This is a genomic window from Kordiimonas laminariae (assembly GCF_023008165.1).
Classification (GTDB): domain Bacteria; phylum Pseudomonadota; class Alphaproteobacteria; order Sphingomonadales; family Kordiimonadaceae; genus Kordiimonas; species Kordiimonas laminariae.
In genome coordinates this window covers 75,561-99,369 of sequence record NZ_JAKQZA010000001.1, presented here as the reverse complement: position 1 = coordinate 99,369, position 23,809 = coordinate 75,561, and the positions used below count along the sequence as shown (strand labels likewise).

25 protein-coding genes are annotated in these 23,809 nt (G+C 45.9%); 14 read left to right on the top strand and 11 right to left on the bottom strand.

From position 1 onward, the window contains the following. Window positions 1-97: 97 nt before the first annotated feature. From MF542_RS00450 to MF542_RS00440, 3 genes are all read left to right on the top strand, one after another. The gene (locus tag MF542_RS00450; RefSeq protein WP_247014797.1) at window positions 98-1,729 is read left to right on the top strand and encodes a peptidylprolyl isomerase; all 1,632 of its coding nucleotides are present in this window, start codon (window positions 98-100) and stop codon (window positions 1,727-1,729) included. 75 nt (window positions 1,730-1,804) lie between these two features. Further along, window positions 1,805-2,830 (top strand): helix-turn-helix domain-containing protein, encoded by a 1,026-nt coding sequence (locus MF542_RS00445; protein WP_247014794.1) that lies wholly within the window; start codon window positions 1,805-1,807, stop codon window positions 2,828-2,830. 92 nt (window positions 2,831-2,922) lie between these two features. Next, complete coding sequence (locus MF542_RS00440; protein ID WP_247014792.1) at window positions 2,923-4,284, top strand: amidohydrolase family protein; 1,362 nt, start codon at window positions 2,923-2,925, stop codon at window positions 4,282-4,284. Between the two features lie 47 nt (window positions 4,285-4,331). Here MF542_RS00440 and MF542_RS00435 read toward each other — a convergent pair whose 3' ends face one another. Beyond that, window positions 4,332-5,225 (bottom strand): LysR family transcriptional regulator, encoded by an 894-nt coding sequence (locus tag MF542_RS00435; RefSeq protein WP_247014790.1) that lies wholly within the window; start codon window positions 5,223-5,225, stop codon window positions 4,332-4,334. Between the two features lie 139 nt (window positions 5,226-5,364). Here MF542_RS00435 and MF542_RS00430 point away from each other — a divergent pair, with 139 nt between their 5' ends. Both MF542_RS00430 and MF542_RS00425 read left to right on the top strand, forming a co-directional pair. Next, window positions 5,365-5,679 carry a hypothetical protein gene (locus MF542_RS00430; protein ID WP_247014788.1) on the top strand — a complete coding sequence of 105 codons (315 nt, stop codon included), beginning with the start codon at window positions 5,365-5,367 and terminating at the stop codon, window positions 5,677-5,679. Continuing rightward, complete coding sequence (locus MF542_RS00425) at window positions 5,679-6,185, top strand: hypothetical protein (protein ID WP_247014786.1); 507 nt, start codon at window positions 5,679-5,681, stop codon at window positions 6,183-6,185. Before MF542_RS00430 ends, MF542_RS00425 begins: the two co-directional genes overlap by 1 nt. 206 nt (window positions 6,186-6,391) lie before the next feature. Here the strand turns inward: MF542_RS00425 and trxB are convergent, their stop codons facing one another. The 3 genes from trxB to MF542_RS00410 form a co-directional block, all read right to left on the bottom strand. Then, the gene (gene trxB / locus MF542_RS00420) at window positions 6,392-7,360 is read right to left on the bottom strand and encodes a thioredoxin-disulfide reductase (protein ID WP_247014784.1); all 969 of its coding nucleotides are present in this window, start codon (window positions 7,358-7,360) and stop codon (window positions 6,392-6,394) included. Window positions 7,361-7,550: 190 nt separating this feature from the next. Next, window positions 7,551-7,823 (bottom strand): hypothetical protein, encoded by a 273-nt coding sequence (locus MF542_RS00415; protein ID WP_247014783.1) that lies wholly within the window; start codon window positions 7,821-7,823, stop codon window positions 7,551-7,553. 172 nt (window positions 7,824-7,995) lie between these two features. Further along, window positions 7,996-8,529, bottom strand: a complete 534-nt coding sequence (locus MF542_RS00410; protein WP_247014781.1) for a hypothetical protein — start codon at window positions 8,527-8,529, stop codon at window positions 7,996-7,998. Window positions 8,530-8,697: 168 nt separating this feature from the next. Between MF542_RS00410 and MF542_RS00405 the strand changes: the two genes are divergently transcribed. The 3 genes from MF542_RS00405 to MF542_RS00395 all read left to right on the top strand — a co-directional run bounded on the left by MF542_RS00405 (window position 8,698) and on the right by MF542_RS00395 (window position 10,581). Then, window positions 8,698-9,291, top strand: coding sequence for a glutathione S-transferase family protein (locus MF542_RS00405; protein ID WP_247014779.1), 594 nt, complete (start codon window positions 8,698-8,700; stop codon window positions 9,289-9,291). An 87-nt stretch (window positions 9,292-9,378) separates the two neighbouring features. Further along, window positions 9,379-10,128: a substrate-binding periplasmic protein gene (locus MF542_RS00400; RefSeq protein ID WP_247015959.1), complete on the top strand. Its 750-nt coding sequence runs from the start codon at window positions 9,379-9,381 to the stop codon at window positions 10,126-10,128. 45 nt (window positions 10,129-10,173) lie between these two features. After that, window positions 10,174-10,581: a winged helix-turn-helix transcriptional regulator gene (locus MF542_RS00395; RefSeq protein ID WP_247014777.1), complete on the top strand. Its 408-nt coding sequence runs from the start codon at window positions 10,174-10,176 to the stop codon at window positions 10,579-10,581. A 3-nt stretch (window positions 10,582-10,584) separates the two neighbouring features. Here MF542_RS00395 and MF542_RS00390 read toward each other — a convergent pair whose 3' ends face one another. From MF542_RS00390 to MF542_RS00380, 3 genes are all read right to left on the bottom strand, one after another. Beyond that, window positions 10,585-10,884 carry a hypothetical protein gene (locus MF542_RS00390; protein WP_247014775.1) on the bottom strand — a complete coding sequence of 100 codons (300 nt, stop codon included), beginning with the start codon at window positions 10,882-10,884 and terminating at the stop codon, window positions 10,585-10,587. A gap of 147 nt (window positions 10,885-11,031) precedes the next feature. Then, the gene (locus MF542_RS00385) at window positions 11,032-11,298 is read right to left on the bottom strand and encodes an FYVE zinc finger domain-containing protein (protein WP_247014773.1); all 267 of its coding nucleotides are present in this window, start codon (window positions 11,296-11,298) and stop codon (window positions 11,032-11,034) included. A gap of 312 nt (window positions 11,299-11,610) precedes the next feature. Next, window positions 11,611-13,383, bottom strand: a complete 1,773-nt coding sequence (locus MF542_RS00380) for an amidohydrolase (protein WP_247014770.1) — start codon at window positions 13,381-13,383, stop codon at window positions 11,611-11,613. A 111-nt stretch (window positions 13,384-13,494) separates the two neighbouring features. Between MF542_RS00380 and MF542_RS00375 the strand changes: the two genes are divergently transcribed. After that, complete coding sequence (locus MF542_RS00375; protein ID WP_247014768.1) at window positions 13,495-14,067, top strand: hypothetical protein; 573 nt, start codon at window positions 13,495-13,497, stop codon at window positions 14,065-14,067. A gap of 194 nt (window positions 14,068-14,261) precedes the next feature. On the opposite strand, the gene MF542_RS00370 is transcribed toward MF542_RS00375, so the two are convergent. Further along, the gene (locus tag MF542_RS00370; protein ID WP_247014766.1) at window positions 14,262-14,867 is read right to left on the bottom strand and encodes a peroxiredoxin; all 606 of its coding nucleotides are present in this window, start codon (window positions 14,865-14,867) and stop codon (window positions 14,262-14,264) included. 294 nt (window positions 14,868-15,161) lie between these two features. Between MF542_RS00370 and MF542_RS00365 the strand changes: the two genes are divergently transcribed. From MF542_RS00365 to MF542_RS00350, 4 genes are all read left to right on the top strand, one after another. Beyond that, window positions 15,162-16,223, top strand: coding sequence for a helix-turn-helix domain-containing protein (locus MF542_RS00365; protein WP_247014764.1), 1,062 nt, complete (start codon window positions 15,162-15,164; stop codon window positions 16,221-16,223). 120 nt (window positions 16,224-16,343) lie between these two features. Then, entirely contained in the window at window positions 16,344-17,159 is an 816-nt protein-coding gene (locus MF542_RS00360) for a sterol desaturase family protein (RefSeq protein WP_247014762.1), read from the top strand. Between the two features lie 201 nt (window positions 17,160-17,360). Then, window positions 17,361-18,479, top strand: a complete 1,119-nt coding sequence (locus MF542_RS17735; RefSeq protein WP_247014760.1) for a helix-turn-helix domain-containing protein — start codon at window positions 17,361-17,363, stop codon at window positions 18,477-18,479. Between the two features lie 158 nt (window positions 18,480-18,637). Next, window positions 18,638-19,156 carry a DUF2147 domain-containing protein gene (locus MF542_RS00350; RefSeq protein ID WP_247014758.1) on the top strand — a complete coding sequence of 173 codons (519 nt, stop codon included), beginning with the start codon at window positions 18,638-18,640 and terminating at the stop codon, window positions 19,154-19,156. 80 nt (window positions 19,157-19,236) lie between these two features. Here MF542_RS00350 and MF542_RS00345 read toward each other — a convergent pair whose 3' ends face one another. From MF542_RS00345 to MF542_RS00335, 3 genes are all read right to left on the bottom strand, one after another. Further along, window positions 19,237-20,148, bottom strand: coding sequence for a TraB/GumN family protein (locus MF542_RS00345; protein ID WP_247014756.1), 912 nt, complete (start codon window positions 20,146-20,148; stop codon window positions 19,237-19,239). Between the two features lie 95 nt (window positions 20,149-20,243). After that, a complete protein-coding gene (locus tag MF542_RS00340; RefSeq protein WP_247014754.1) occupies window positions 20,244-21,176 on the bottom strand; it encodes an EF-hand domain-containing protein in 933 nt (310 codons plus the stop codon). Between the two features lie 145 nt (window positions 21,177-21,321). Further along, window positions 21,322-23,022: a hypothetical protein gene (locus MF542_RS00335; protein WP_247014752.1), complete on the bottom strand. Its 1,701-nt coding sequence runs from the start codon at window positions 23,020-23,022 to the stop codon at window positions 21,322-21,324. Between the two features lie 246 nt (window positions 23,023-23,268). Between MF542_RS00335 and MF542_RS00330 the strand changes: the two genes are divergently transcribed. Then, window positions 23,269-23,748 (top strand): Lrp/AsnC family transcriptional regulator, encoded by a 480-nt coding sequence (locus MF542_RS00330; RefSeq protein ID WP_247014750.1) that lies wholly within the window; start codon window positions 23,269-23,271, stop codon window positions 23,746-23,748. Window positions 23,749-23,809 lie beyond the last annotated feature (61 nt).

The following is a 23,809-nucleotide window of genomic DNA, read 5'->3' as shown; positions in this document are numbered from 1 at the left end:
ACTATTTGTTAAACGCATTGCTTGACGGCAGCGATTAATGCTTCATTATAGCGTTTGAAAAAGCCTATTTTAGGCAAATACTTAGCGGGGGATGCTCATGAACTGGTACAAAATGTCAGTGGCTGGCTTGGCAATATTTGCAGCGGCTGCATGTGGTGACAGTGGTGGTGAAACTACTGAAAAAAAAGATTGGAAGGCCGAAGTTTTAGTTGCGGTGGACCAACGTGATGTGGCGAATCCTGTTTTTGAAGAAGCTTTGAATGCAAATCAGCCTGAAGTTTTGGCCTTTATGGGGCATATGGGCGAAGAGATGTGCGGCAAGATTGCACCGTATTTGGTAAGTGACGATAAAAATTACCGCTATTATGCCGCGATTGGTGCCGCATACTGCCAGGATGAAAAGCTTTCCGCGAATCTTCTTTCTGCATTTGATGCGGAAGAGGATGTGCGCATCAAAGAAGTTTTGGCTGTGGCTCTGGGGTATTCGGGCGGTGAAGTTGCACGGATGCCGCTTTTTGATAATTATGCGGAGCTGGATGAAGCGGGTCTTGTGGCGATTATTCAATCCATCGCTTATGCTCAGGTGAAGGCATCTGATTATCAGCTCGCACCATTTGGTGAATTGCTTGATCTCACTTCCGATAAAAAGCTGGGGTATGCTGCGGCTTATGCGCTTGGGCGTGTAAACGGCCTGAACAGTATGCTTGAGCTTGCGGATGTTGAACGCGCTATCAGTGAAGCGCCATCTGTTGATGTAAAAATTGCTCTTACCCGTGTTGCTCGTCAGTTCGGTAATGAAGCAGCACCGCTGTTGTTATCACTTATCGAAGGACAGGCGAAGGTGGTTCGTATTGCAGCGATTACGGCAATGGCCCGGCTTTCTGATGAAGCAACAAAGCTGGCACTCTATAACCTTGTTGAAGACGAATCTGCTCATGTAAGGCATGCAGCTCTTGCGGCGCTTGCAAACCGGAATATGGATGATCCCGGTGTTGAAGCTATTCTTGATAACGCGTTATCAAACGGTACAAGCTGGGATAAGGTTTCCGCTATGCGCGGTATTCGGGCGCGGGATGCAGAACTTGCAAACCGTGTAGCCAGTGAATGGCTTGCAGGCGATGATTATTACCTTGCGTTTCAAGGGTTGATTATCCTGTCTGGTTCTGATGAAGGCCGCGAAATTCTGAAAGAATATGCTGATACACATAAAGATACTGTGCGCGGCTATGAGGCAGCTGTTGCGCTTGATCCGTCTATTGAGGCGGATACTGTGCCGCGTGCAACACCGGATTTTGCTACAACGCAAAACTATGTGACCAAAACACTGACCCTTTCTACGACCCAAGGCGATATTATAATTAAAATGCGCCCGAATGCACCCTTTGCCGCCACAAGCTTTTTGCAAGCAGCAGAACAAGGCAAGTTGGATGGTATGCTATGGCACCGGGTGATCCCGAACTTTGTTGCGCAAGCTGGCCAAAAGGAAGACCCAGAGCTTTATAAGTGGGGTAGCATCCGCGAGGAATGGGGCGGTGCTCATGAAATTGGTACTGTTGGTGTAGCAACCGCGGGCCCTGATACCGGGACAACCCAGTTCTTTATCAATACAGCATACAACATGCACCTGAATGGTCGTTACACTGTGTTTGGCGAGGTAACCAGCAGTATGAATGTGGTTTATAACCTTCAGGAAGGCGATAAGATTATAAAGGCCACTGTTAGCCGTTAAAGAAATAAGCCACCTCATTTTTTTGATGGGGTGGCTTTTATATTTGCAGCCTTCAAAACAGGTGTGATTAGCGAAATGGAAGCCCTCAATTTTGTCAATTTAATACAGGCAGGTGCCATTGCTATTGGGGTGTTAGGCGGCGTTCTCTTTTGGCTTACCAAACCGTATGAATTTCGGGGCATTGCATTTTTCTATTTGGCGATGGCACTGGCCGCCACAATCAATATTCTCGAAGAAACAGGCGTTACCAGGGATATTTATCTGGTTAGCCCTGTTTTCATCATGCTTTTTGGGCCAGCAACATATCTCAGTGCAAAGCTGATTATTGAAAAAAAGTTGCTGTGGCGTGAAGCATGGCATTTGGCACCAGCCTTACCGCTCCTGTTTTTCACCTCATACACTTATGAAGTAATTGCCGTTGGTACAATATGGCGGCTTGCCTATGCGCTCTTTACTATGTCGATGATCTGGAAATACAAGCGCTTGCTTGATGAAGAACGTTCTGATGCTGAAGAACACTCGCTGAATTGGCTTATATGGGTGTTGGTTATAACCGCAGCTTTCAACCTTGTTGATCTTGTCCGTTTGAATATTCAGCCATTGATCTCCCACGGTTTGAATATTCTTGGGCAAGGTGTGAATAATGCAGTTTGGCTTGTTGCTTCAATGGTCATTATCGTGAAGTTCCAGATGCAGGGAAATCTTCCAAAGAAAAGCGCAAAACTTTTGCCTGATACCAAAGATGGTGAAGCCAAGACGGAAGATTATACTGCGGTTTTTGAAGAACTGGATAAGCTTATCAGGTTGAATGAATGGTATTTAAAACCACGCCTTACTTTGAATGATTTAAGTGAACTAACCGGCTTGCAGGTTCGGGAAATATCACGGGCAATTAATGTGGTGAAAGAGCTTCCCTTCAACGAATATATCAATGGCTTTAGGGTTGAATATGTCTGTAACGCTATCGAGACAGGGACCAAGCAATCCTTGCTTGAAATTGCAATGGCAGCCGGGTTTAGTTCGAAAGCATCCTTCAATAAGGTGTTTAAGCAAATCGCAGGGATGACACCGTCAGAGTATAAAAGCCGCATAAAGGCCTAACAACAAGATGATAGACGTCAAATAACCTGTTTCTGGACGACAGGATTATTTGCTCTTCCTAACTCATAGCTTTCTAAAGCGAGGAGTTAGGTATGAAATTTATCCCCTGTGTGCTGGCAAGCCTATTGATTGGCTGTAGCGCTGTAAGCGAAGACATTGAGCCACTAGGTAATGGCTTTATCTTACAAAATGTAAATGTCGTTGATGTAGCGAACCGTTCTATTCTTTCGTCTAAAACCATCAGGGTGGAAAACGGTAAGATCACCTCAATTACTGATGTGGATGTATCTGATAGGTTGGCTGACCTTCCTGTTATTGAAGGAAAAGGCGGGTATGTAACACCAGGCCTGATTGATATGCATGTGCATATGTATGAGCGCGCAGCTTATGTGATGACCTTAAGCCACGGGGTAACCCATGTCCGCATTATGAACGGCGTGCCAAAGCAACTTGAATGGCGTGATAAGGTAAATGCAGGAGAGATGCTTGGTAGTAGCTCAACGGTTAGTAGTCCGATTATCTCTGGCTACAAAGGGGCTTATTTGCATCATGGTGTTGAAACCGCTGAAGAAGCCAAGGAAGCTGTTCGCAAGTATCATGGTGAAGGCTATGATCTGATCAAGCTTTATGGAAACTTGAGCGAAGCAGCCCTTAAAGGCGCTGTTGCTGAAGGCAAGCGGCTGGATATGCCAATGGCCAAGCATGGACCGCACGCATCGGGTGAGATGCCTGTTGGCAAACTAAAGGGGTTGCAGTCTTTTGAACATGCGGAAGATATCTATCAGGGCCCGCTGAATTACAAATTTGAACCTGAACGTCTGCTGGGTATTATTGCCGAATTGAAAGTAACAGAGGTACCGCTCACACCAACACTGAATATCTTTTATCAGTTAACGAAACTGAGTGAGGAAAAAGAAGCGTTTCTTGAGCAGACCCCAAAACACTATACCTCTGATATCATTGCGCTTGAGGCTACTAAAAACCAAGTGGATCGCTGGCTAACCGCCTCTGACAAAATGGTGGCACATAATAAAAAGACCTTTGCCTTTTTACAGTTGATCACGAAAAGCGTGCATGAAGGGGGAATTCCTCTACTGGTAGGCTCTGATTCAGGCGTGCTATTGTCCCCGCACGGTCTTGCAACGCACACTGAGATGTGGCTGATGAAAGAAGCCGGACTTGATAGTTATGAGGTATTGGCGGCAGCCACCATTAATTCAGCCAAGGCGCTGGGGATGCAAAATAAGATCGGGCATATAGCGGTAGGGTATAATGCAGATTTTATCTATACCGCATCTGATCCCATTGATGATCTTTCTGTACTCGTGGAGCCTGCCGCAGTTGCAAAGGCGGGGCAATGGTATACGCGCGGAGAGCTTGATGAATTAAGGGAGTATGCCATTAAAAACCGGAGCTTCTGGGAAGAAGTTAGCGTGCTCTTTGGGGGTATGTAAATCACCCATATGAAAAAGCCCTCGCGATGTTGCGGGGGCTTTGTATTTTAAAGGATATTACTTTCAGCTTTAATCTGCCGCACCATGAAATCACGGAACAGAGCCACGCGGAGCGATCCTCTAAGCTCAGGCGGATAACAATAATAGCTATTAAACGGTTTGCCCTCGATTTGGGGCAGAACCCGCACAAGCGTTTGCCTGTTGTGCACCAGATAATCCGGTAAAACCGCAATGCCCATACCGGCTTCCACAGCATGCATCACGCCGTAAAGGTTATTTACCTGTAGGCGCGGCTTCCGTTTCTTGGTTGGGTTACCAACATTTGCGAGCCAGCCAAGGTTCTTCAGTGTCGGCAGGTTTGTTGTGCCGAAGGTGATAAGATCGTGGTTATCCAAGTCTTCAGGTGTAACGGGTGTTCCCATACGGTCCAGATACTCCGGGCTTGCATAAATGTGGGTGTGGAAACTAGCCAGCGGGCGCTGGATCAAATCAGCCTGTTCTGGATCATGAAGGCGGATCGCCACATCCGCTTCACCAGCAGCTAGGTCAAGATCGGCATCATCAAGGATAACCTGCACATCAATATCAGGATATTCAGCCATAAACTGTTCAAGATGCGGCGTGAGCCAAACCGCACCGAACGTTACCATTGTGGTTACACGGAGAAGGCCTGATGGACGCTCTTTTGATTCCATCAAACTGCGTTCGGTTTCTTCAATGCGGTGGACCACATCACGGGCAGTGTTGAAAAGTTCCTGCCCTTCCTGCGTAAGAACAAGGCCGCGAGCATGGCGTGTGAACAGAGAAACATTAAGGCTTTCTTCAAGCGCGCGAATTTGGCGACTGACAGCAGACTGGCTACAGTTCAGCCGGGCACCAGCATTTGTAAAACTGCCAGATTCCGCAACGGTATGAAAAATGCGAAGTCTATCCCAATCCATGCCATGTTCTCCTAAGTTTCGCTGACTATCCCATTCCTTGGGGCAGGGTGCAAGTCCTTCATGTCTTTATGTTTTCACTGCTTGCTGCGGCCCTTCATATTGCATAAACTGACCCTTACACAATCTTGAGGTTAGCTCCGTGACAAGTAACGATAAAATTCTGGAAGCAGTAGCAGGATATTTCAAACGGGAATATCCAGGCATGACAGCAGAAGCTGTGATTTGCTTTATGATTTTATCCGATCTTGGTGATCAGGCACGCATGTATGATATCGGTGTTGGCACTGGCATGACATGGGAAGAAGTGTACCAGCATATGATGCTGATGAAAGTGGGGAACGGTGCAGGGTTGGTTGCATACCAGCAGCTCGCGGACGGACATTATATGGTGATCCTTACTGATAAAGGTAAAGCAGCGCGGGATGCGCTTCAACAATCGGTGCCAGCGGGCTGATGGATATTGCACTTGCTCTTTTTGAAGGTAGGCGAGGGGCTATTGCCCGTGCAACTGATGTTGCGCACCATATAAAAGATAATCCGGAAGAATTTAGAACTTTTCTAAAGCTTTTATCCAGCGAGGATGAAGTGATTGTTTCCCATGTCTCGCATGCTTTGCAAACTTTGGGGGAAATAGCACCTGATCTGGTTAGCGGTTGCTCTTCAGAAATTGCAGTAAAGCTTATTGAAAATAGCCAATGGGAACTTACCGAAGCTTTTTCAAAGATACTTTCCATACTCACTTTGAATGAAAAGGAAACAGAGGCTGTTTTTGATACACTTTTTGAGCGGTTTGAAACAGGAAAGGGTAGTTTGCTCCGCACATGGGCGCTTCAGGCACTTTTTGATTTATCTGTACTACATCCACGGTTTGAAAGCCGAGTTTCCAAAGCGCTGGGTATTGCTCTTGAGATAGGCAGTAAAGCCATGCAGGCCAGAGCTAGAAAACTGCTTTCTCAATAAAGAATGAGGCCCACACCTGGGGGGAGCGGGCCTCAAAACCTGATACGGTTTAACTCAAAACATAGTACTCGAAACAATTAACTCAGAACATCATACTCAAAACACGGGTACTCAGAACTAAACTACTCAAAACAAGTTACTCAGAACAAAAACACTCGGAACACTATACTTCGAACAAACTCAATACTTGTACTCAGTACAAATTCCTATTCAGCGGCTTTTGCTGCTGCATGGTGCATTTCAGCAATATATTTTTCCGCTTCCAGTGCTGCCATACAGCCCATTCCTGCTGCTGTAACAGCCTGGCGGTAAACTTTATCAGTTACGTCACCCGCAGCGTAAACGCCCGGGATATCTGTTTCTGTGCTATCTGGCTTTTTGATCAGATAACCTTCTTCATCCATCGGAAGCTGATCTTTGAACAGCTCTGTTGATGGCTTGTGCCCGATTGCAACAAAAACACCGTGTACATTAAGTTCTTCAGTTTCACCTGATTTAACGTTCTTCAGGCGAACACCAGTAACACCTAGAGGTTCTTCTGTGCCAAGAACTTCATCAAGCACGGTATCCCATTTTACTTCCACATTCTCTGTGGCAAATAGACGCTCCGCCAAAATCTTTTCAGAGCGGAACTCATCACGGCGGTGAACGATCGTTACTTTCGAGCAAATGTTCGCCAGATACAGCGCTTCCTCAACAGCAGTGTTACCGCCACCGATTACCACAACTTCCTTGCCGCGGTAGAAGAAGCCATCACATGTTGCACATGCTGATACACCGTAACCGTTAAATTTCTCTTCAGATGGAAGACCAAGCCACTTAGCTTGCGCACCTGTTGCGATCACAATTGTATCAGCAGTGTATATAGTGCCGCTGTCACCAATTGCTTTCTTTGGTGTAGATTTCAGGTCAACTTCGTTGATGTAATCATAAATGATATCTGTACCAACGTTTTCCGCCTGCTGGCGCATAGCTTCCATAAGCTCAGGGCCTTGAACGGCATCAGCAAAGCCAGGATAGTTCTCTACATCCGTTGTAATGGTTAGCTGACCACCAGCTTGCATGCCAGTTACGATTGTTGGCTTAAGGCTTGCGCGCGCAGCATAAATCGCAGCTGTATAGCCCGCTGGGCCAGAACCAATAATCAGCATGTTGCTGTGTTTTGTATCAGTCATCTAATCATTCCTTAGTCTCGCGCTCATGCTGCGCATTATTCCTCGGCAATTAGCCCGCCAATTTCTTGGGGCAATTTCTTGAGCATGTACATAATGCCTGAAATCGCACTTGCCAATGCATAACACGCAAGATCACGATGGATTGTTTCGATATTTATAATCGAAAAAGCTGAATATTAGGTGAAGAGACCTATTCCTGCTTGCCCAGCATCAATGTGAACAGGATCACAAAGTATAGCGGCAGCAGTACATAAGCACCGCCTACAACACCCATCAAGCCCCACTGAATACCAGCCATGATCCACAGCATAGCAACGTTAATAAGAAAGCCGATGAACATAACTTCGCCGCCTTCTTTAACTTCGCGCACCATAGGGCCGAGAATAGGGATTAGGAAAAATAGCTTCTGGAATAGAAGACCAAAATCCAGTTTGTTTTCTGGTTTCAGAGCAATATCAGACATGGGGAGTACCTCACATAAACTTCAAACTTGATGCTTATGTATGTGTTTTGGTTGCCCCTGTAACTGTGGACAATTGTCGCAGGATTTAACCCTTTGATTTTGTACAGTATTGTAGGGTTTGGTGCGTGAAGCTCTATTATGTCCTGCTATTATTTTACAGAGAATCTATGCACTATTCCGGCAAGGGCGGCATTTTGGGTGTAGCATTTGGTGTGCGTTCATAAACAACTTCGCTTTTTTCACCCCACACGCCGCGTAGCTTGAACTGTGTCCAGCTATACATCTGCCCGTTTCGGATGGAATAGCCCGCTCTGGTTTCTGTGGGGCCTTCTTCTGTTGTACCACGGATATATTCATGCACGATAATGCTGCCGTATGAACGCTCGGTGATGACACCGTCGGTATAAAAGCCGCTATTGTTTACATATCGGTATATAATCTGCTGGTCCACATCATCCCAGTGGATAAGGCTTTCGCCTGCGTATGCTCCATCATTTACGCTGTGGATAATGCGAACAACCTTGCCACCAAAAGCCCATTCCCACCGTGTTACATCAATGAAGCGCTTTCTGGGATCAGGCGTATCTGAAAGAGAGGTCCAGGTTCCAATGAAGGGAATAAGACCCTTCAATTGCTCAAGAGGCTCTGCCGCGCGCACATTTACGGAAACACATAATAAGATGAGCATGGAATAAATGAAACGCAAGAAAGCCTCCTCTTCATATGGCGGCAGAATAAGCAGGAATTTATGCGCTGCCAACATAGCTTTGATTATTTTTCAGATTTTCCAGGTGATCTTCATGTATGCTGACACTTTCTGGCGTTGTTGTTTTTTACCTACTGCATTCCACGACTAATTATCAGAGAGGTAGATATGAAACTTTATTGGGCACCACAAACCAGATCAGCACGTGCTTTATGGATGCTTGAGGAAATTGGGCAACCTTATGAGCGAGAGCTCATAGAGATTAAGGAAGACACGGCTCGGCCTGATGCCTTGTTAGCTGCTAGTCCTATGGGCAAAGTTCCTGCGCTTGTTGATGGAGATGCAAGCCTTTCGGAATCAGCTGCTATCTGTCTCTATTTAGCTGATCGTTATAGTCTCGGCAATCTGTCTCCTGCGCTGGATAGCGCTGAACGCGGTAAGTTTCTTTACTGGATGATATATGTACCGGGCGTGATTGAGCCAGCTATGGCTGAAAAGTTTGGCGGTTGGGAAGCAAATAAATACTCTCACGGTTGGGGTGATTATGACAGCATGATCGAAACACTTGTATCAGCGTTAACAGGTAAAGAGTGGCTTGTTGGGGATAAATTTACCGCAGCTGATGTTATGGTAGGTTCAACATGTTACTTTATGAAAAAATTTAACATTTTGCCTGATAATGATGTTTTAGGTGCCTATGTGGCCCGTTGTCTGGAGCGGCCAGCCTACCAGACTGCTTTAAAAATAGATGAGGCTGGCTAATGTGCTGAGCACTAAGGGTGAGGAAATTTGTTCAGGCGCTTATTTGGTTTCATACTAGCTAGCGTTGTCTCTGTTTCCGCTTTTGCGGTGGAGAGAGGGACGATATCTTTATGCTCAGATGAGAACTTTTGGGCGCCATATGCATTTTCATATGACGGTAAGAGTAGTGGAACAAATATAGAGATCGCCAAAGAGGCTCTGAAACGGTTGGGTTACCGTGTTAAGGCTCAACCGCTTTCGTGGCAACGGTGTTTATCAGAAGCCCGAAAAGGTAATTACGATGTTATAGTTTCAGCTGCTTACAGGCCTGAGCGTGCTGCTGATTTTTATTACCCTCCTGGGGCTGAAGCTGGCGAGATTTCCCCATACCGTATTATTCAGGCCAGTTATGCGCTGGTTACCAGACGGGGTTATGTTTGGGATGGTATAAGGGATAATTTGCCTCATCCTGTTGGTTTACCAAAAGGATATTCAAATGCCCTTGAGCTTGAGGAAACAGGTGTAAAGGCGGTTTATGCGGAGCGTTATAGCCAGCTGTTTCGTATGCTGCTGAGAGGGCGGTTAAATGGAATTATTGTTCTAGAACCTGCTGCAAGGATCTATCTTCTTGATGAAGATTACCGAAACAAACTCACCGTTCAGCCAGCCATTTACAGTTCAAAATCTTATTATCTGATTGTTTCGAAAAAGGGGAAACTTGCTTTAGATCAGGCCAAGATGCTCTGGTCGGAGGTCAAATCGATCCGCGAAGATAATGATGAAATGTATAATATTCAGATGAAAGTACTTAAACAGCTACGTAAGTGCCTGAGTGCTGCAAAAGATTGTAAACGGTAGCTTTTTTGAGTTTGCATGTAGCCTGAGCTTGGCTATTGTTTGCGAATGGAAAAGCAAGGGACCTATCAATTGGAAGATGAAAAAGCCATCGTGCCTGAGAAGCTACGTTCTCAGTGTGGGATTGCTGCTGCCCTTGATTTGATTGGTGACCGATGGACCTTGCTTATCATCCGTGATTTAATGTTTCACGGAAGAAATACCTATCAGGAAATTCAGAATGGGCCTGAACAGATATCGACGAGTACGCTCGCTGCTAAACTAAAAATGCTGGAAGAAAAAGGCCTGATCGGCAAAGAAATGTATCAGGAAAATCCGGTGCGGCACCGATATTATTTAACATCTGCGGGTAACAGATTAAGACCAGTATTACTGGCAATTGGGAAATGGGCAGATACAGAGGTTGAAGGTATTGGCTGCCAACCTCTATTTCCACAAAATGATCAAGATGCCTGATCCTTAGTTTGATTTATGGATATCAAAGCTCAGGATTTTTAGCTCTTTTTTATCTACCACGCAGATAATGCTGGCTTCTTCACGGCTTTTGCCTTCAACCATTTTGATAAGCTCAAAACCGAAGTTGCGGTTTACCTTTGTTTTCTTATCAAGAAGGATGCGGCCCTTACCAAGCTTCGCACGTGTTTCTTTCATGCATACCTTAAGAGCTTTATCGGATTTGCCCGCAGCAATTGCCGGAGCAGTGAAAGATACGGCTGTAAGCGCCAAAACAGACGCTGCCACTAGGGAGGTTTTTTTCACAGTATTGTCCTTTAATATACGGCCGCCTGAATACAGGCGCAAACTACATTACGCTGCTATATAGACCGAGACTTCGGTTTTGCAAGTTACTTTGTTTGTAAAACATAAACTGCGCGGATTAGCCGCAGCTAAGCAGGTGTTTTGAGGTTATCTGTGTTTGTTTTTAACTTGTGTACCACAGCGCGGACAATTTAAGTGACCAACCCTTATCTTCAGGCTGCCGAACAAACTAATGCGGAAAATCTCGCCGCAGGAACGGCAGCGTCTTTGAGGTTTTTTCCAGATGTGCACAAAGTAAAATGCGCCAAAAACCGCTACAGAAGCGATGGCTGCTGTTTCTGGAAGTGCTATCAATGCAATAGGTGCCATCATTAAAAAGATCGCTAAACCCAAAAATTTGTCTACGGTTGTCATCTTACACTCAATACGTATGCACAAGTATGTTTCATGTTTGCCTGAATTTACCCTGAGCCCGAATACAACTGATAAGCTTCAAAAAGTTAAATGTCTATTAACGGAATTGAGAGATTTGAGGGTTTTTCATATTTATTTTTTATGACAGCTACAAAGTTCTAAGAATTGACGTATCTATTTAGAATTTAAATAAACTTTCGTAAAATTTATTAGTATCCGGGTAATGGCCTAAACCTCTAAAACGGATATTTACAGAACGCCTGCTGGTTCTGATTTGAGTGGAATTTCAGGTTGAGTGAAAGCAAAGAATGGTTAAAGCATATTCCAGATAATATTCACCGCAGCCTTAAAAGAATTCTGGTTAAAGAGCCGCCACTCTGTTGGTTGACCGCGCAGCCATGTTTGAGTGATCTTGATATTTTCCAGATCAGCATCTCTGGTGGTAAGTGGGTTATCGGAAAGAATAACAAAATCAGCAGATTTCCCCGCCGTGATAGAGCCAGTCTCATGTTCAAGGCCTAACTGCCATGCAGCATCTATTGTCATTGCTTTCAGAGCTTCTTCAGGGCTGAGGGCTTCAGGTGTTGCCATAGGCTGACTTCCGGTGCGGCTCAGCCGCTGGCGTGCTGTGCGCATTACCCTTAGTGAACCAATGGGGCTAGCGGGGTTGTCTGTATGCACAGAGACTTTTTGCCCCGTGTTTAATGCAGTTTTCAAAGGCATGTAACGGTTAACACGCTCTTGGCCTACTAAATCACCTAAAGCGTGACCATAGAAATACACATGATCCACAAAGAAACTTGTGGTCATACCCAGAGAATGAGCGCGCTCTAATTGCTCTTTGGAAATAAGGGCACCGTGTTCAAGCCGGTGGCGGTGGTCAACGCGAGGATTAACCTTGAGTGCAGTTTCAGCAGCATCAAGAACACGCTTCACAGCGCGTTCGCCCTGCACGTGAACAGCTACCTGATATCCTTGATCATGATATTTTTGGAAGAGAGCTTCAAAGTTATCCTGATCATAATTCAGCGCAGCCAGGTGGTTATGGCCAAGATGCAGGCGTTCTTTGACCAATTCAGTGTTTTCATAGGGTTCTTGAAAAGCTGCCCCTCCCGCGAAGGGAGAACCATCCATCCAGAATTTTACACCAATCACTCCGCCTTGTTCCGAATTATCATCAGGTTTGCTTGTTTCTGGTAGCTGGTTTGGTAAGGCATAAATAACGGAACGAACAGGCGCATTATCCATTCGTGTAACTGCTTGATAATCACCTAGCGGATCATCACTTTGAATAACAATACCCATGGCCCCCAGCGTAGTGTAGCCAGCCTGAGCATACTTGGGAAACTGTGTCGCGAGAAGGTACTTATAAGCACCTTCAGGTGGTTTTGGGATAGCGTTCATCAGAACACCAATCGCGCCCACTTCGCGTACGGTGCCTGTAAGTTCACCGTTTTTATCTTTCATAAACTCGGAGCCTTGGGGCGCTTCTGTATCCTTTGTGATGCCAGCAGCTTCAAGCGCGAGCGAATTTGCATAGGCATCATGCATCATCTGCGTGAGGATCACCATCGGCATATCGGGGGAAAGAGCGTCCAGTTCTTCAAGGGTCGGCACGTGGAGATCAGGCAACATCACAGGATCCCAGCCGTAGGCAACCACCCAACCGTTGTTACCGCCCTCCGCAACCCCTGCTTTTAGGCTTTCTATCACCTCAGCGCGGTTTTTATTCGTGAAACCAGATACATCGGTAACGGCCCCCAGTGTAGCAGCAGACATTGGGTGCGTGTGGGGCTCAATAAAGCCGGGCAGCATGGTTTGGCCGTTAAGATCAACTACCTCCACATCATCCGTTGCCAGTGCGCGGGCAGCGGCTTCTGTGGTGGCTGAGATAATTCTGCCGTTTCTAACGAGTACAGCTTCTGCGGTTGGATTTTTATCATCCATGGTGACAATTGTACCGCCCACAAAGAGTGTTTCTTTGCTTGCATGAGGGGGCTGTATCCAGAAACAAAAAACGAGAAATGAAAGCGCCAGCACCACAAAAATAGCTGTGATAATAGGTAGTTTCCGTTTTTGCATCATAGGCTCTCCGTTATTCCCCGAAATGACAATAGTCTGAATTTTGCTCAGGTAAAGGGTTTCTTGCTATTTCGCGAATGGCTTTCTAAGCTGCCGCTTAAAAGGGGAGAAATTATGAAAAACCTTGTTTTATCAGGTATGTTACTAGCCGGATTTGCAGCGCCAGCGCAGGCAGAGGGCGTGTTTGAAACACTGAAAGCAAATTGTGGGAAAGCCTTTAAAGGTGAAGTCGCGCGCGGTGAGCAGGATGATGCATGGCGCAAAGCCACGATTATCATGCATGTGCGTGAATGCTCTGATAAAGAGATTAAAGTGCCTCTTCATGTGGATGATAACCATTCAAGGGTTTGGATTATAAGCCGCACAGAAGATGGTATGCGCCTTAAGCATGATCACCGCCACGAAAATGGCCATTCAGATACGGTTACCATGTATGGGGGCGATAGCCGTAAAGGTGATGGTGCTGTGGGAGATGATGAAATTGCCTTCCCGGTAGATGCTGAAAGCATTGCGATGTTCAAAGAAAACGGGCTTGAGCGTTCTGTTACCAATGTGTGGCACATTGCTATTAAAAACGGTAAATTTTCATACCGCCTCACCCGCCCGAACCGGGATTTCATGGTTGAGTTTGATCTTTCAAAACCTGTCACAACACCACCAGCCGCTTGGGATTTGGTTGGGCACTAGTAGTGTTGATTAACTATAATTATGATTTTCCCATATTTGGTTGTTTAATATGGTGAGCATTTTGATAACTGATAGATTGGTTCTCCTAGAGTCATACATACTCTTCACTAGATGAGAATCTAGTGAAGAGTATGTATAAAAAAAGGCCCCGGTTTCCCGAGGCCTTTCTGTTCAGATAAATCTGGTAAGGAAGCTTAGAGCTTCTCAGCGTTTTTACCGAGGTATTCAGCAACGCCAGCAGCGTCAGCTTTCATGCCTTCGTCGCCTTTGTTCCAGCCAGCTGGGCAAACTTCGCCGTGCTCTTCGTGGAACTGAAGCGCTTCAACAAGACGTACGAACTCGTCTACGTTACGGCCTAGTGGCAGGAAGTTAACATACTGGTGCCAAACCATGCCGTCTTTACCGATTAGGAATGTACCACGAAGGCTGATGCCTTCTTCTTCGATAAGAACGTCAAAATCACGTGCGATTTGCTTTGTTTTGTCAGCAACCATTGGGAAATCAACTGGGCCTAGGCCACCTTCAGAAGTTGGTGTGTTGCGCCATGCAGCGTGTGTGTGCTCGCTATCAACAGAAACAGCAACAACCTTTACACCAAGCTCTTTGAACTTGTTCATGCGGTTGTGGAACGCAAGAATTTCAGAAGGACATACGAATGTGAAATCAAGCGGGTAGAAGAATACGAGGCCGTAATCGTCGCCGATGTATTCTTTTAGGTTGAAAGATTCGTTAATGCTACCGTCTGCCATAACAGCAGCGGCGGTGAAATCTGGAGCTGGTTTACCTGCAAGAACAGCCATGTGGGCCTCCTATAGAATTGAAGTAAATGTACAAACTGAATATCGAGCAATTACCACAGCGCTATGACAGCAATATGGCTTCGCTCGCTCGCGCATACTTTATGCTTTTTGGGGGTAAAATCAATGTGCTTTAAAGCGATTACTGTAATCGCATTTTTCGATTAATATATAGTGTAATCAACGGTGTGATAAATTAACCCTGCGCTCTAAACTTTCGCTTGTCAAGTTTTCTCTTGGGAGTTTCAGAAAAGCAGATTTATAGTTTCATCAACAATATAAAATGCGAGGCTGTGGGTGCTTGAGTTCTACGACAATCTGTTCCGTTTCTGGGCTATTGGGCTTTTCTTTTTTCTGGGTGCCATTGTGGTCAGGAACTATGGCCGCACGCAAACAGGCTTGCTTGGTTTTGCTTCTGCTATATCCGGAGCCGCTTATCTTATTTGTTCTAGCGCGGTGGATAAAGGGGATATCGGTTATCTGATGCTGGTTATTGAGCCCTTTTGTTATATGGGGCCGATTGTGGTGTGGCTGTTCAGCCTTTCCCTGTTTCAGGATCATTTCAAACTAAACCGCTATCATGTTCTGGTGTCTGCCGGGTATCTGCTTCTTTCAAGAGTTCTTGAATATGAGTTCGGGAATGATGTTTGGGGTGTATTAGGGCCGCTTCTTGTTATCCATGGGCTATCACGGGTAGGGCTTTTGGTTCATGCAATTTATATCGCATGGCAGGGCTGGGCAGAGGATCTGTTAGAGAACCGCAGGAAATTCCGTTCCGTTTATATTGTGCTGGTAACAGGTGTTTCTGCCGTGATTTTCTTTATTGAGGTAATTTACCGACCGGATGTGCCAACGGCAGCACTGCATCTTTGGCAGTCAGCCTCATTTGCGGCGCTCGCGAGCACCATTGCATGGTTTGCAGTGGCCCCACGGAAAGGTTTGTTGGACGCAAAAACTGTTACAGTGAGCGAAAAGAAGGCAGCAGAGAAAACCGCCAATGCCAGCGATAAACTTGATCTTAAGACTATCAATAAGCTTGTTGTGGAAGAAGAGGGGTATCTGGAAGCGGGCCTTACCATTGCCAAACTGGCGCAAGATGCCAAATTGCCAGAGCACCGTCTGCGCCGGTTGATCAATCAACATATGGGCTATCGTAATTTTGCAGATTTCCTCAATCACTACCGGATTGATGCCGCCAAGAAACGGCTTGCGGATGCAGAAGCACGGCACACACAGGTGTTGGTGATTGCGATGGATCTCGGCTACGGCTCATTGGGGCCTTTCAATCGTGCGTTCAAGGAACGTACGGGGCAAACGCCTACGGAATATAGAAAACAAGCGCTTGCTGAAACTGAATAAAACTCGCCGATTTTGAAAAATCAGTGTTCGTTTTCAAAACCAGACAGCCAGAAAGCCCGTAATCCTTCATAGTTTCCATAGTCCCGAGTTCGACAGTTCGGTTATGAGGAAATAATAAAGATGGATACATTAATCTGGGTTCTTGAGCGTTTGTGGCGCGGGTTTACATTCGATTTTACTCGTTACTTTTTAGCCGCTGGTGGTGTTTATCTGATTGTGTGGGTGCTGTTTAATAAACAGTTCGCTCCGCTTAAGATTAGAAAGAAAATACCGCGGACACGCCAGATGGTGATCGAATTCCTCACATCAATGCGCACAGTGCTGATATACGGCTTTGTTGGCTTCCTTACCTTTTGGGGCATTGAAAGCGGTGTGATGCGCTATTACCCGGATATGGAAGAATACGGCACTGTTTATTATATTTTCTCCATCCTCTTTATGATTGTGGCGCATGATGCCTATTTTTACTGGACACACAGGGCCATGCATATGCGCGGTGTGATGAAATATATCCACGGTGAACACCATAAATCCATGAACCCAACACCCTGGACAGCATACAGGTTTGATATATTTGAAGCCGCATCCCACGCACTGTTTGTGCCGCTGTTCCTTTTATTTGTGCCGCTTCATCACGGTGTGATTGGGGTATTCCTTATCCATATGATTATCAGAAACGCTATGGGTCATTCAGGATATGAACTGTTCCCGCGTTCTTGGGCTACCCATCCTATCCTTGGATGGTTAAACTTGGTGACCCACCATGATATGCACCATGCGAACGGAAACTATAATTTTGGGCTCTATTTCACTTGGTGGGACCGTATCTGCGGAACGGAGCACCCGGATTATATCGCTCGCGTAACGAAAACCCCGGGTGCAACACGCGCAAACCCACAAGGAACAGCTGAACCTGTTCATTTGCCTGCCGAATAACCAGTATTTGAAATTAGAATAGCGATAGCATGAAGGGCTGCTGATAGATGCGGCTTTTTGTGCTATTCTGTTTTTTGTTCACATTTGTTAAGCCATTAAATTAATGAATTTCAACTATTTATATATTTAACCTTTAAAGAATTCATCATATAGCCCATATGGTGAAATGCTGTGTGGTAAGGGAATAAAGGGGCCCTAAGCGTGACAGTGCTTGAGCTGTTAGATAACTTTCTCCGGTTTGGGGCGATTGCATGCTGTTTGATGACAGCAGCCTTGGTGCTGCGCGATGCCCGTAACCGTATATCAGCCAAGCTTTCCGCTTTTTGCTGTATTACCACATCTTCCTATTTGGCATCTTCCATACCAGGGCTCGGTGAAACCATTGGCTTCTGGATGTTGCCAATATTAGCTGTTTGTTTGTTCGGGCCAACGGCGCTTTGGCTTTTCAGCCTTTCCATGTTTGAGGATGATTTCAAACTGAAACGGTTCCACTATATTGTGGTGGGCATTTTCGCAGCTCTTTGCCTTATTCAGTATGCCCTTTACTGGACTTTTCTTGATCAGCCGCCGCTTATTTCCCCGACCAAGCTTCATGCAGAGCTCCGCGGGGTGCATTGGCTTTCAACCATTATTAGTTGGGCGGCACTTTTGATGAAAGTGGCTATGTCGTTCCATATGCTCTATAGCGCATGGAAGGGTAAGGATGATGATCTGGTAGAAGCGCGCCGTAAATTCCGCGAAACCTTCGTAATGGCATCTGCGTTTATTTCCTTTGGTATTGTTATCACTGAAAAATGGCTTTTGGGCTTTGGCCACAGTACGGGCGCTATTTTGCTGCTGGGGCAATCGGCTTCTATTATGGCTGTGGTTATATATATGATGTGGCATGTAGGGGGCATTGACGGTAACTGGCTATTTGGTGAACCAGAGACAAGCCCGGTGCCCGCGAAGCCAAGACGCCCACTTTCTGCCGACCGCCATGATCTCGAAACTCTGGATACACTTGTGACCGAAGGTGTGCTTCTTGAAGCAGGGCTTACCATCAGCAGGCTGGCGGATATGGCTAGTATGCCTGAGCACCGTCTGCGCCGATTGATTAATGAGCATCTGGATTTTCGTAACTTTGCTGATTACCTGAATTATCACCGTATTGAAGCTGCGAAAGACCGCTTGGCCGTGATAAAAGATCGGCACGTACCAGTGCTTACGGTGGCGATGGATTTAGGGTACGGCTCCCTTGGGCCTTTCAACCGGGCCTTCAAGGAACGCGCGGGAATGACCCCTAGTGAATTCCGCAAAAAAGCGCTTGCCGATTGTTAAAAACAGTCGCTGATTTCTTTAAAAGCTGCCTATTTTCAGAATTGATAAGATAAAACGCTTCACACCTGTGCATTCTGCCCCTAGATAAGCCGCAACGCTTTATCTAACTCATGAATAAAATCTGTTCGAGAGTATTACGAGACACGAGGAGAGACGTTATGTCTTCATATGCACCTTCCCAAGAGTTCCTACCACTGCGCGGTATTTCGGCTGCTTTTCGTTCTGGCCTTAACACGTTTTTCAGCCGCAAGGCTGCGCAGTCCCTTATTGCTGCTGGCGCGCTAATCGCGGGCACAGCGTCTGCAACAGCGCTTGATGCTTACGAAGTTGAAGGCTTCTGGCTGAACAAAGCTGGCGACGCGATTGTGAAAGTTGGCCCTTGCACAAATTCTCACGCACGTCTTTGTGGTGATGTTGTTTGGACAGCAAACGGCGCCAATGTTGCTGTAGGTGATCGCGTTCTAACTGGTTTCCGTGTAGACGGTAACAAAAGTGGTGATCGCTGGACACAAGGCAAAGTAAGCCTGAACGGTAAAAAAGGTAAAAAAGGCAAGCTTCGCTTCGCTGAAGATACGCTGAAAGTTGGCACATGCCGCGGTTCAAAATGTAAGAACGTTACATGGACACGCCCAAGCGCAACACAAACAGCACAAGCTGGCCTGAACGGCGCTGAATAAGCTTTCCCCAGAAGCTTAATATTGAATAAAAAAGGCGGAGCATTTGCCCCGCCTTTTTTAGTATCTGAAGTTTGCCAGTGTTATTGACGAACTACCTTATGGCCTTTTGCTTCTAGAAGCTCTTGCACTGAGTTCTTCCCTGCAAGGTGACCTGCGCCTACAGCAATAAAGATATCACCTGAACCCTTCATCAGTTCATCGATTTGCTCCGCCCAGTTTTCATTACGGTCATAAAGAGCAACTTTCGCCAAAGCAGGTGTTGCTTGCATCGCTTCATTCATAAGCGCGCCTACTTCTTCTGGTTTTCCAGAAGCCCAATTGGTTACAAGATTGTTGAGAAGCGTTGAGCTTTCGCCAAGCTGTTCCAGCATTTCAATAAAATAGGCGTTTTCGTTTTCAGAACTTAAGGTGCCGAATATTTTGATCTGGGTTTCAACAGATTCTAGATATTTTACATCTTTAGATGCCGCTTTAGCTTCCTTAAATAGTAGTTTGTCGACACCTGATTCTGGATTGAAACCATTTTGTACATAGTTCTGTACAGTGAGGTTAAGTCCTATAATCCAAGGACGATATGGATCAAATTGCTTGAGCGCAGCTTCTGGAATCCCTAATCCACCAGAGAGTTCCTTAATTTTACTGAAATCTTCCGGGCTAAAGCGGTTGCTGAATGTTACGCCAGCTGGGTTAAGCGCATATGGTTGTATAATAGCCATCATTTCCGACTGAGGTGTTTCTTCAACAGCTGCTTCGAAATAGACAGTTTCAGAACCTTTAAAGGCCGTTGTTACTTTATCTGAGCGCCAAACTGTATCAGGCTTGAGAAGATGCACTGTGCCAAATAGATAGATATTGCTGTCTTCATCAGAAAGCTTCCACAGTGCTGGACCATCTTCGGCTTGTACTGGGTTTGCAAAGAAGGCCGCTGTCGCAAAAAGGGCCGGTGCAAGGGCTGCTGCCGCTGCTTTTTTTAGTGTTAGCCGAAGTGCCATAGTGTAATTCCTCAATCTTTATTAACGCGCTGCTTATGCATTTTTTCTACGCGGTTACCTTTACAGTCTCAGGACAATAAAAAAGCTTACAGAAATTATTCGTTCGGTATGAAATAATTCAGGTATTCCTGATAGGTGATTGATTTATCGTTGTTTTTATCTGTCACCATAAACAGCTGTTTGATTTCATTGTCGTTTTCTGTCCATTCTATAAGGCCATTTGTTTTGGCTAAATGAACGGTTGCCTCTTCTGTAGCATCCGGGTGCCAGCAGGTAGCCGCATAATTGAAAGAGTAAAGAAGAGTTTGCGAATGAAAGAAATCATCTTTTCTTATCTCTTGCAGTGCTGCTTTAAACTCCGAGGTTGATATTATTCTGTCTGCATTTTTATCGAGATAGCTGAATTCAGTTTTGAGATCGACTGCGTTAGGAATGGTGGGAGATTTTCCAAATTCTTCTTTGGATAACATGTTGTTCTGATCGGTATCCAGCGTGTTGAACAGCACTGTTTGCTGTGCTGTTGCCAGCTCCAGAATATTACAGCCTGGGCCTTTACGCTCATCTTCCGAGATCATTCTTTCATCAATTAACTTATCAAATTCCGGGAATTGAAACAGATACCCGCCAACGATATGTTTGTATTTCTGAGAGCGCACCGCTGGCTGAACCGTAGCCAAATATTCATTTAAAGATATTTGCCCGTTACTATTGGCATCAAGAATGGCGAAAAATGGCTCAATAAGAGGGCTTTGTTCCTGCTCTACTATGTTGGCAAGGCCGAATATTCCCCCAACTGTAATAGCACCTGCGATAAATCCTGTTGCTAACATTATCAATCTCCTGTTTGGTTTTTCTTCAGGAGTGAGCTGCCCGCTTTCTAAATACAGCGTGATTGCTTCTCTCAAAACACCACTGGCTGTTGCACCGTTTTCTTTACAGGCTTTCATAAAGGCCTGTTTGTTTTCATGAGGAAGACGAACTTCCAGAAACTCGGTTTTCTTGGGGGTTTGGTTGCTGTTTTTAGTCATACGAACTTCTCATTTCCTGTGGGTAACAGGGGTGATCAATGAGAGAGCATTATACAATCAATTCTGTGTATGGCTTGAGAAAAAACATGTCCCCAGAAAGGCTTAAGCGTGTCCGGACAGGCTGTTTTAAGGGGATGTAGTTATTTTATTTATTAAGCTGGTCACGCAGCGTGCGCATGCAGGCACTTGCTATTTCACACTGAAGCTTTGCCTGTGGATTATCATCTTTTGAACAGATATCGCTTAGACGTTTAAGGCTTTCTTCCAACATATGAACAGTGGAAAGCAGGGTTTCTTTATCGGCGCTTGCTTTATCAATGGGTGGATCCCATTCCACAGAATCCGGAAGTGACTTATCCTGCGGTTCTTTCGCTTGTGTGAAGGCAGGCGCAACCTCATCTGCAAGCAGGCTTTCAATTGCTGCCGCAGCTGAATCAATAGGGCTTTTAGGCTTGGAAGGTTCCGTCACCGGTGCCTGAGTGGTTGTATTAATTGTCGCCCTGGCCAGAGTTTCCGCACTTGGGCGCTTCATCTCGCTTGGGTTAATCGGCGCATCATCATAATCAGCAAGTACAGACGGCTCTTCCGTAAAGGCTGCTGGTGTACGTTTACGCTCACGCTGTGGCGGAGCGGCTATATGATCTTTCGGGAAAAGATCACTGTTATTAACAACTTCATCAAGAAATAGGGCGTTTGCATCTGTTTCGCTTGGGAAAACTGTATCGTCGCCTTTTGCAGGGAGGACAGGCGCCAGGCTGCCTTCATATCCTTCAAAAATACCGCCACACTGGCTGAATACTGGTGTGGCTTCCATTGTCCAGTTTTGATGCGCATCTTCAAGGAATTGAATAGTTACGGGGGCATCATGAATAGCGCTGCGGCGCTGGAAAGCGCGCGCTACCGGATGGCCGAGTTTTTCGTTTAAGCCTAGAAGATCAAGAATACTGGTGTCACCGCTTGCGTACCCTTCACCGAAAATGGCTGTCGCGAAGGGAGAGATGCTAACAACAAAGCCGTCCCGATCACTGATCCAAGACCAACCACCCGGGCTCGGGTCTTTAGCGGCTTTGACTTTAGATGTCTGCGTTTCAGCAGGTGATCGCTGGTCGTCGGCTATCATCGTTGGCTGCTCATCAGCAAACATTTCTGTTTCTGGCTCGCTTGCAGGAACACTGTGCATATCATCCTGATCAGGGAATTCAGTTTCCTGTTGCATTTCGCGTGAGCGCTCAGCAATCAAATCTTCATCGGTTTTCAAAATACGGAGGCTGGATTGCCGGGTCTTATGCTCAGGAAATGGTGTTACTGTTCCTGAAGACTGTGCCGCTGTGCGCGTAATGCCTAAATCATCACTCCACAGAGCCAATGTGGATTGATTGTCAAAAGGCGGAGCTGCGGGTGCAGCACGAGCCAGTGCAATCCATACATTAGCGGATAAATCGTTCCGAGTGGCAATAATCTGGTGATGTTCCCGGCCTGTTTGACTGATAAGCTCAATCACTTCTTCTTCATCCATCGGGAGCGATTTAAGAAGATTAGAGACAAGGCTTGCGCGGTCGCGGCACAGGCGAATTGCCAGATCAAACGGCGGGTTTGACATGCCAGCGATCAAATCAGCAGCTGTACGGCGATTATCAGAATCTACATGCGGGATTAGCGCTTCAATAACATCAAGAAGCTGGGAGCGTGTTGGAGTAATTTTCGGGGCTTTGCCAGTAAGGAACAAATCAATCAAGTTACGGAAAAGAATGGAGCGATCTTCACCATCGCGCTCTCGGGCATATGCCACAAGCTCACGAATCCTGCTGTCTAATGCATTCATGTCAAACGCAGAAGCGCTGGCCACAGCTCACTCCCCACCCAAATAAACACCCGATTCACACAAAATTCGGAAAGACTTGCGCTTCCCGAACCATATTCCTTGGGCAACATAACTCCCGAATCACCCAATAGTTTCATTGTACTTATTTCAGCGGCGGATGCTAGTAATGATTACACTTAGAAATAAAATTATCCGCATTTGGAACTTTATTTCCCAGAATTGCTTATGTAAGATACTTGGCAATTATTCAGTTTTTAAGGAGTTTCCCTAATGGGGCGTGTCAAACTAGATGCTGTTGACCGTAAAATTCTATCGTGCCTGCAATCAGAAGGCCGAATTACGAATGTTGAACTGGCTGAGCGTGTAGGAATTACAGCGCCGCCTTGCTTGCGCCGCGTTCGCGCGCTTGAAGAGGAAGGTTACATCCACGGCTATCACGCAAACCTTGATCAGGATAAGCTACAATTTGGCTTAACTGTTTTTGCAATGGTTGGGCTGCATAGCCAGGCGGAAAGCGATCTACAAGCATTTGAAGAGCATGTGAAAAACTGGCCAATGGTTCGTGAATGCTACATGCTTAACGGTGAAATTGATTTTATTCTTAAAATCGTTGCTGCTGATCTCGCTGCATTCCAGGAATTCCTGACAAGTGAACTTACTCCTGCACCAAATGTGGCGAGTGTGAAAACATCTCTTACTATTCGCACATCAAAGCATGCACCGGGTGTTCCGCTTCCTGAAGTAAGCTAAAAGCTTGCAAATAAGATTTACAAGGCTCGGTATTTTTACCGGGCCTTTTTTATACTCCACT

What these genes read in the sequence shown, in the direction of transcription:
- MF542_RS00340 (WP_247014754.1), bottom strand. Translation starts at nt 21,176, where the DNA reads ATGACTAAAAACAGCAACCAAACCCCCAAGAAAACCGAGTTTCTGGAA.
- MF542_RS00445 (WP_247014794.1), top strand. Translation starts at nt 1,805, where the DNA reads ATGGAAGCCCTCAATTTTGTCAATTTAATACAGGCAGGTGCCATTGCT.
- MF542_RS00385 (WP_247014773.1), bottom strand. Translation starts at nt 11,298, where the DNA reads ATGACAACCGTAGACAAATTTTTGGGTTTAGCGATCTTTTTAATGATG.
- MF542_RS00450 (WP_247014797.1), top strand. Translation starts at nt 98, where the DNA reads ATGAACTGGTACAAAATGTCAGTGGCTGGCTTGGCAATATTTGCAGCG.
- MF542_RS00370 (WP_247014766.1), bottom strand. Translation starts at nt 14,867, where the DNA reads ATGGCTGTTCTTGCAGGTAAACCAGCTCCAGATTTCACCGCCGCTGCT.
- MF542_RS00380 (WP_247014770.1), bottom strand. Translation starts at nt 13,383, where the DNA reads ATGATGCAAAAACGGAAACTACCTATTATCACAGCTATTTTTGTGGTG.
- MF542_RS00375 (WP_247014768.1), top strand. Translation starts at nt 13,495, where the DNA reads ATGAAAAACCTTGTTTTATCAGGTATGTTACTAGCCGGATTTGCAGCG.
- MF542_RS00425 (WP_247014786.1), top strand. Translation starts at nt 5,679, where the DNA reads ATGGATATTGCACTTGCTCTTTTTGAAGGTAGGCGAGGGGCTATTGCC.
- MF542_RS00330 (WP_247014750.1), top strand. Translation starts at nt 23,269, where the DNA reads ATGGGGCGTGTCAAACTAGATGCTGTTGACCGTAAAATTCTATCGTGC.
- MF542_RS00435 (WP_247014790.1), bottom strand. Translation starts at nt 5,225, where the DNA reads ATGGATTGGGATAGACTTCGCATTTTTCATACCGTTGCGGAATCTGGC.
- MF542_RS00395 (WP_247014777.1), top strand. Translation starts at nt 10,174, where the DNA reads ATGGAAAAGCAAGGGACCTATCAATTGGAAGATGAAAAAGCCATCGTG.
- MF542_RS00345 (WP_247014756.1), bottom strand. Translation starts at nt 20,148, where the DNA reads ATGGCACTTCGGCTAACACTAAAAAAAGCAGCGGCAGCAGCCCTTGCA.
- MF542_RS00415 (WP_247014783.1), bottom strand. Translation starts at nt 7,823, where the DNA reads ATGTCTGATATTGCTCTGAAACCAGAAAACAAACTGGATTTTGGTCTT.
- MF542_RS00350 (WP_247014758.1), top strand. Translation starts at nt 18,638, where the DNA reads ATGTCTTCATATGCACCTTCCCAAGAGTTCCTACCACTGCGCGGTATT.
- trxB (WP_247014784.1), bottom strand. Translation starts at nt 7,360, where the DNA reads ATGACTGATACAAAACACAGCAACATGCTGATTATTGGTTCTGGCCCA.
- MF542_RS00405 (WP_247014779.1), top strand. Translation starts at nt 8,698, where the DNA reads ATGAAACTTTATTGGGCACCACAAACCAGATCAGCACGTGCTTTATGG.
- MF542_RS00360 (WP_247014762.1), top strand. Translation starts at nt 16,344, where the DNA reads ATGGATACATTAATCTGGGTTCTTGAGCGTTTGTGGCGCGGGTTTACA.
- MF542_RS00440 (WP_247014792.1), top strand. Translation starts at nt 2,923, where the DNA reads ATGAAATTTATCCCCTGTGTGCTGGCAAGCCTATTGATTGGCTGTAGC.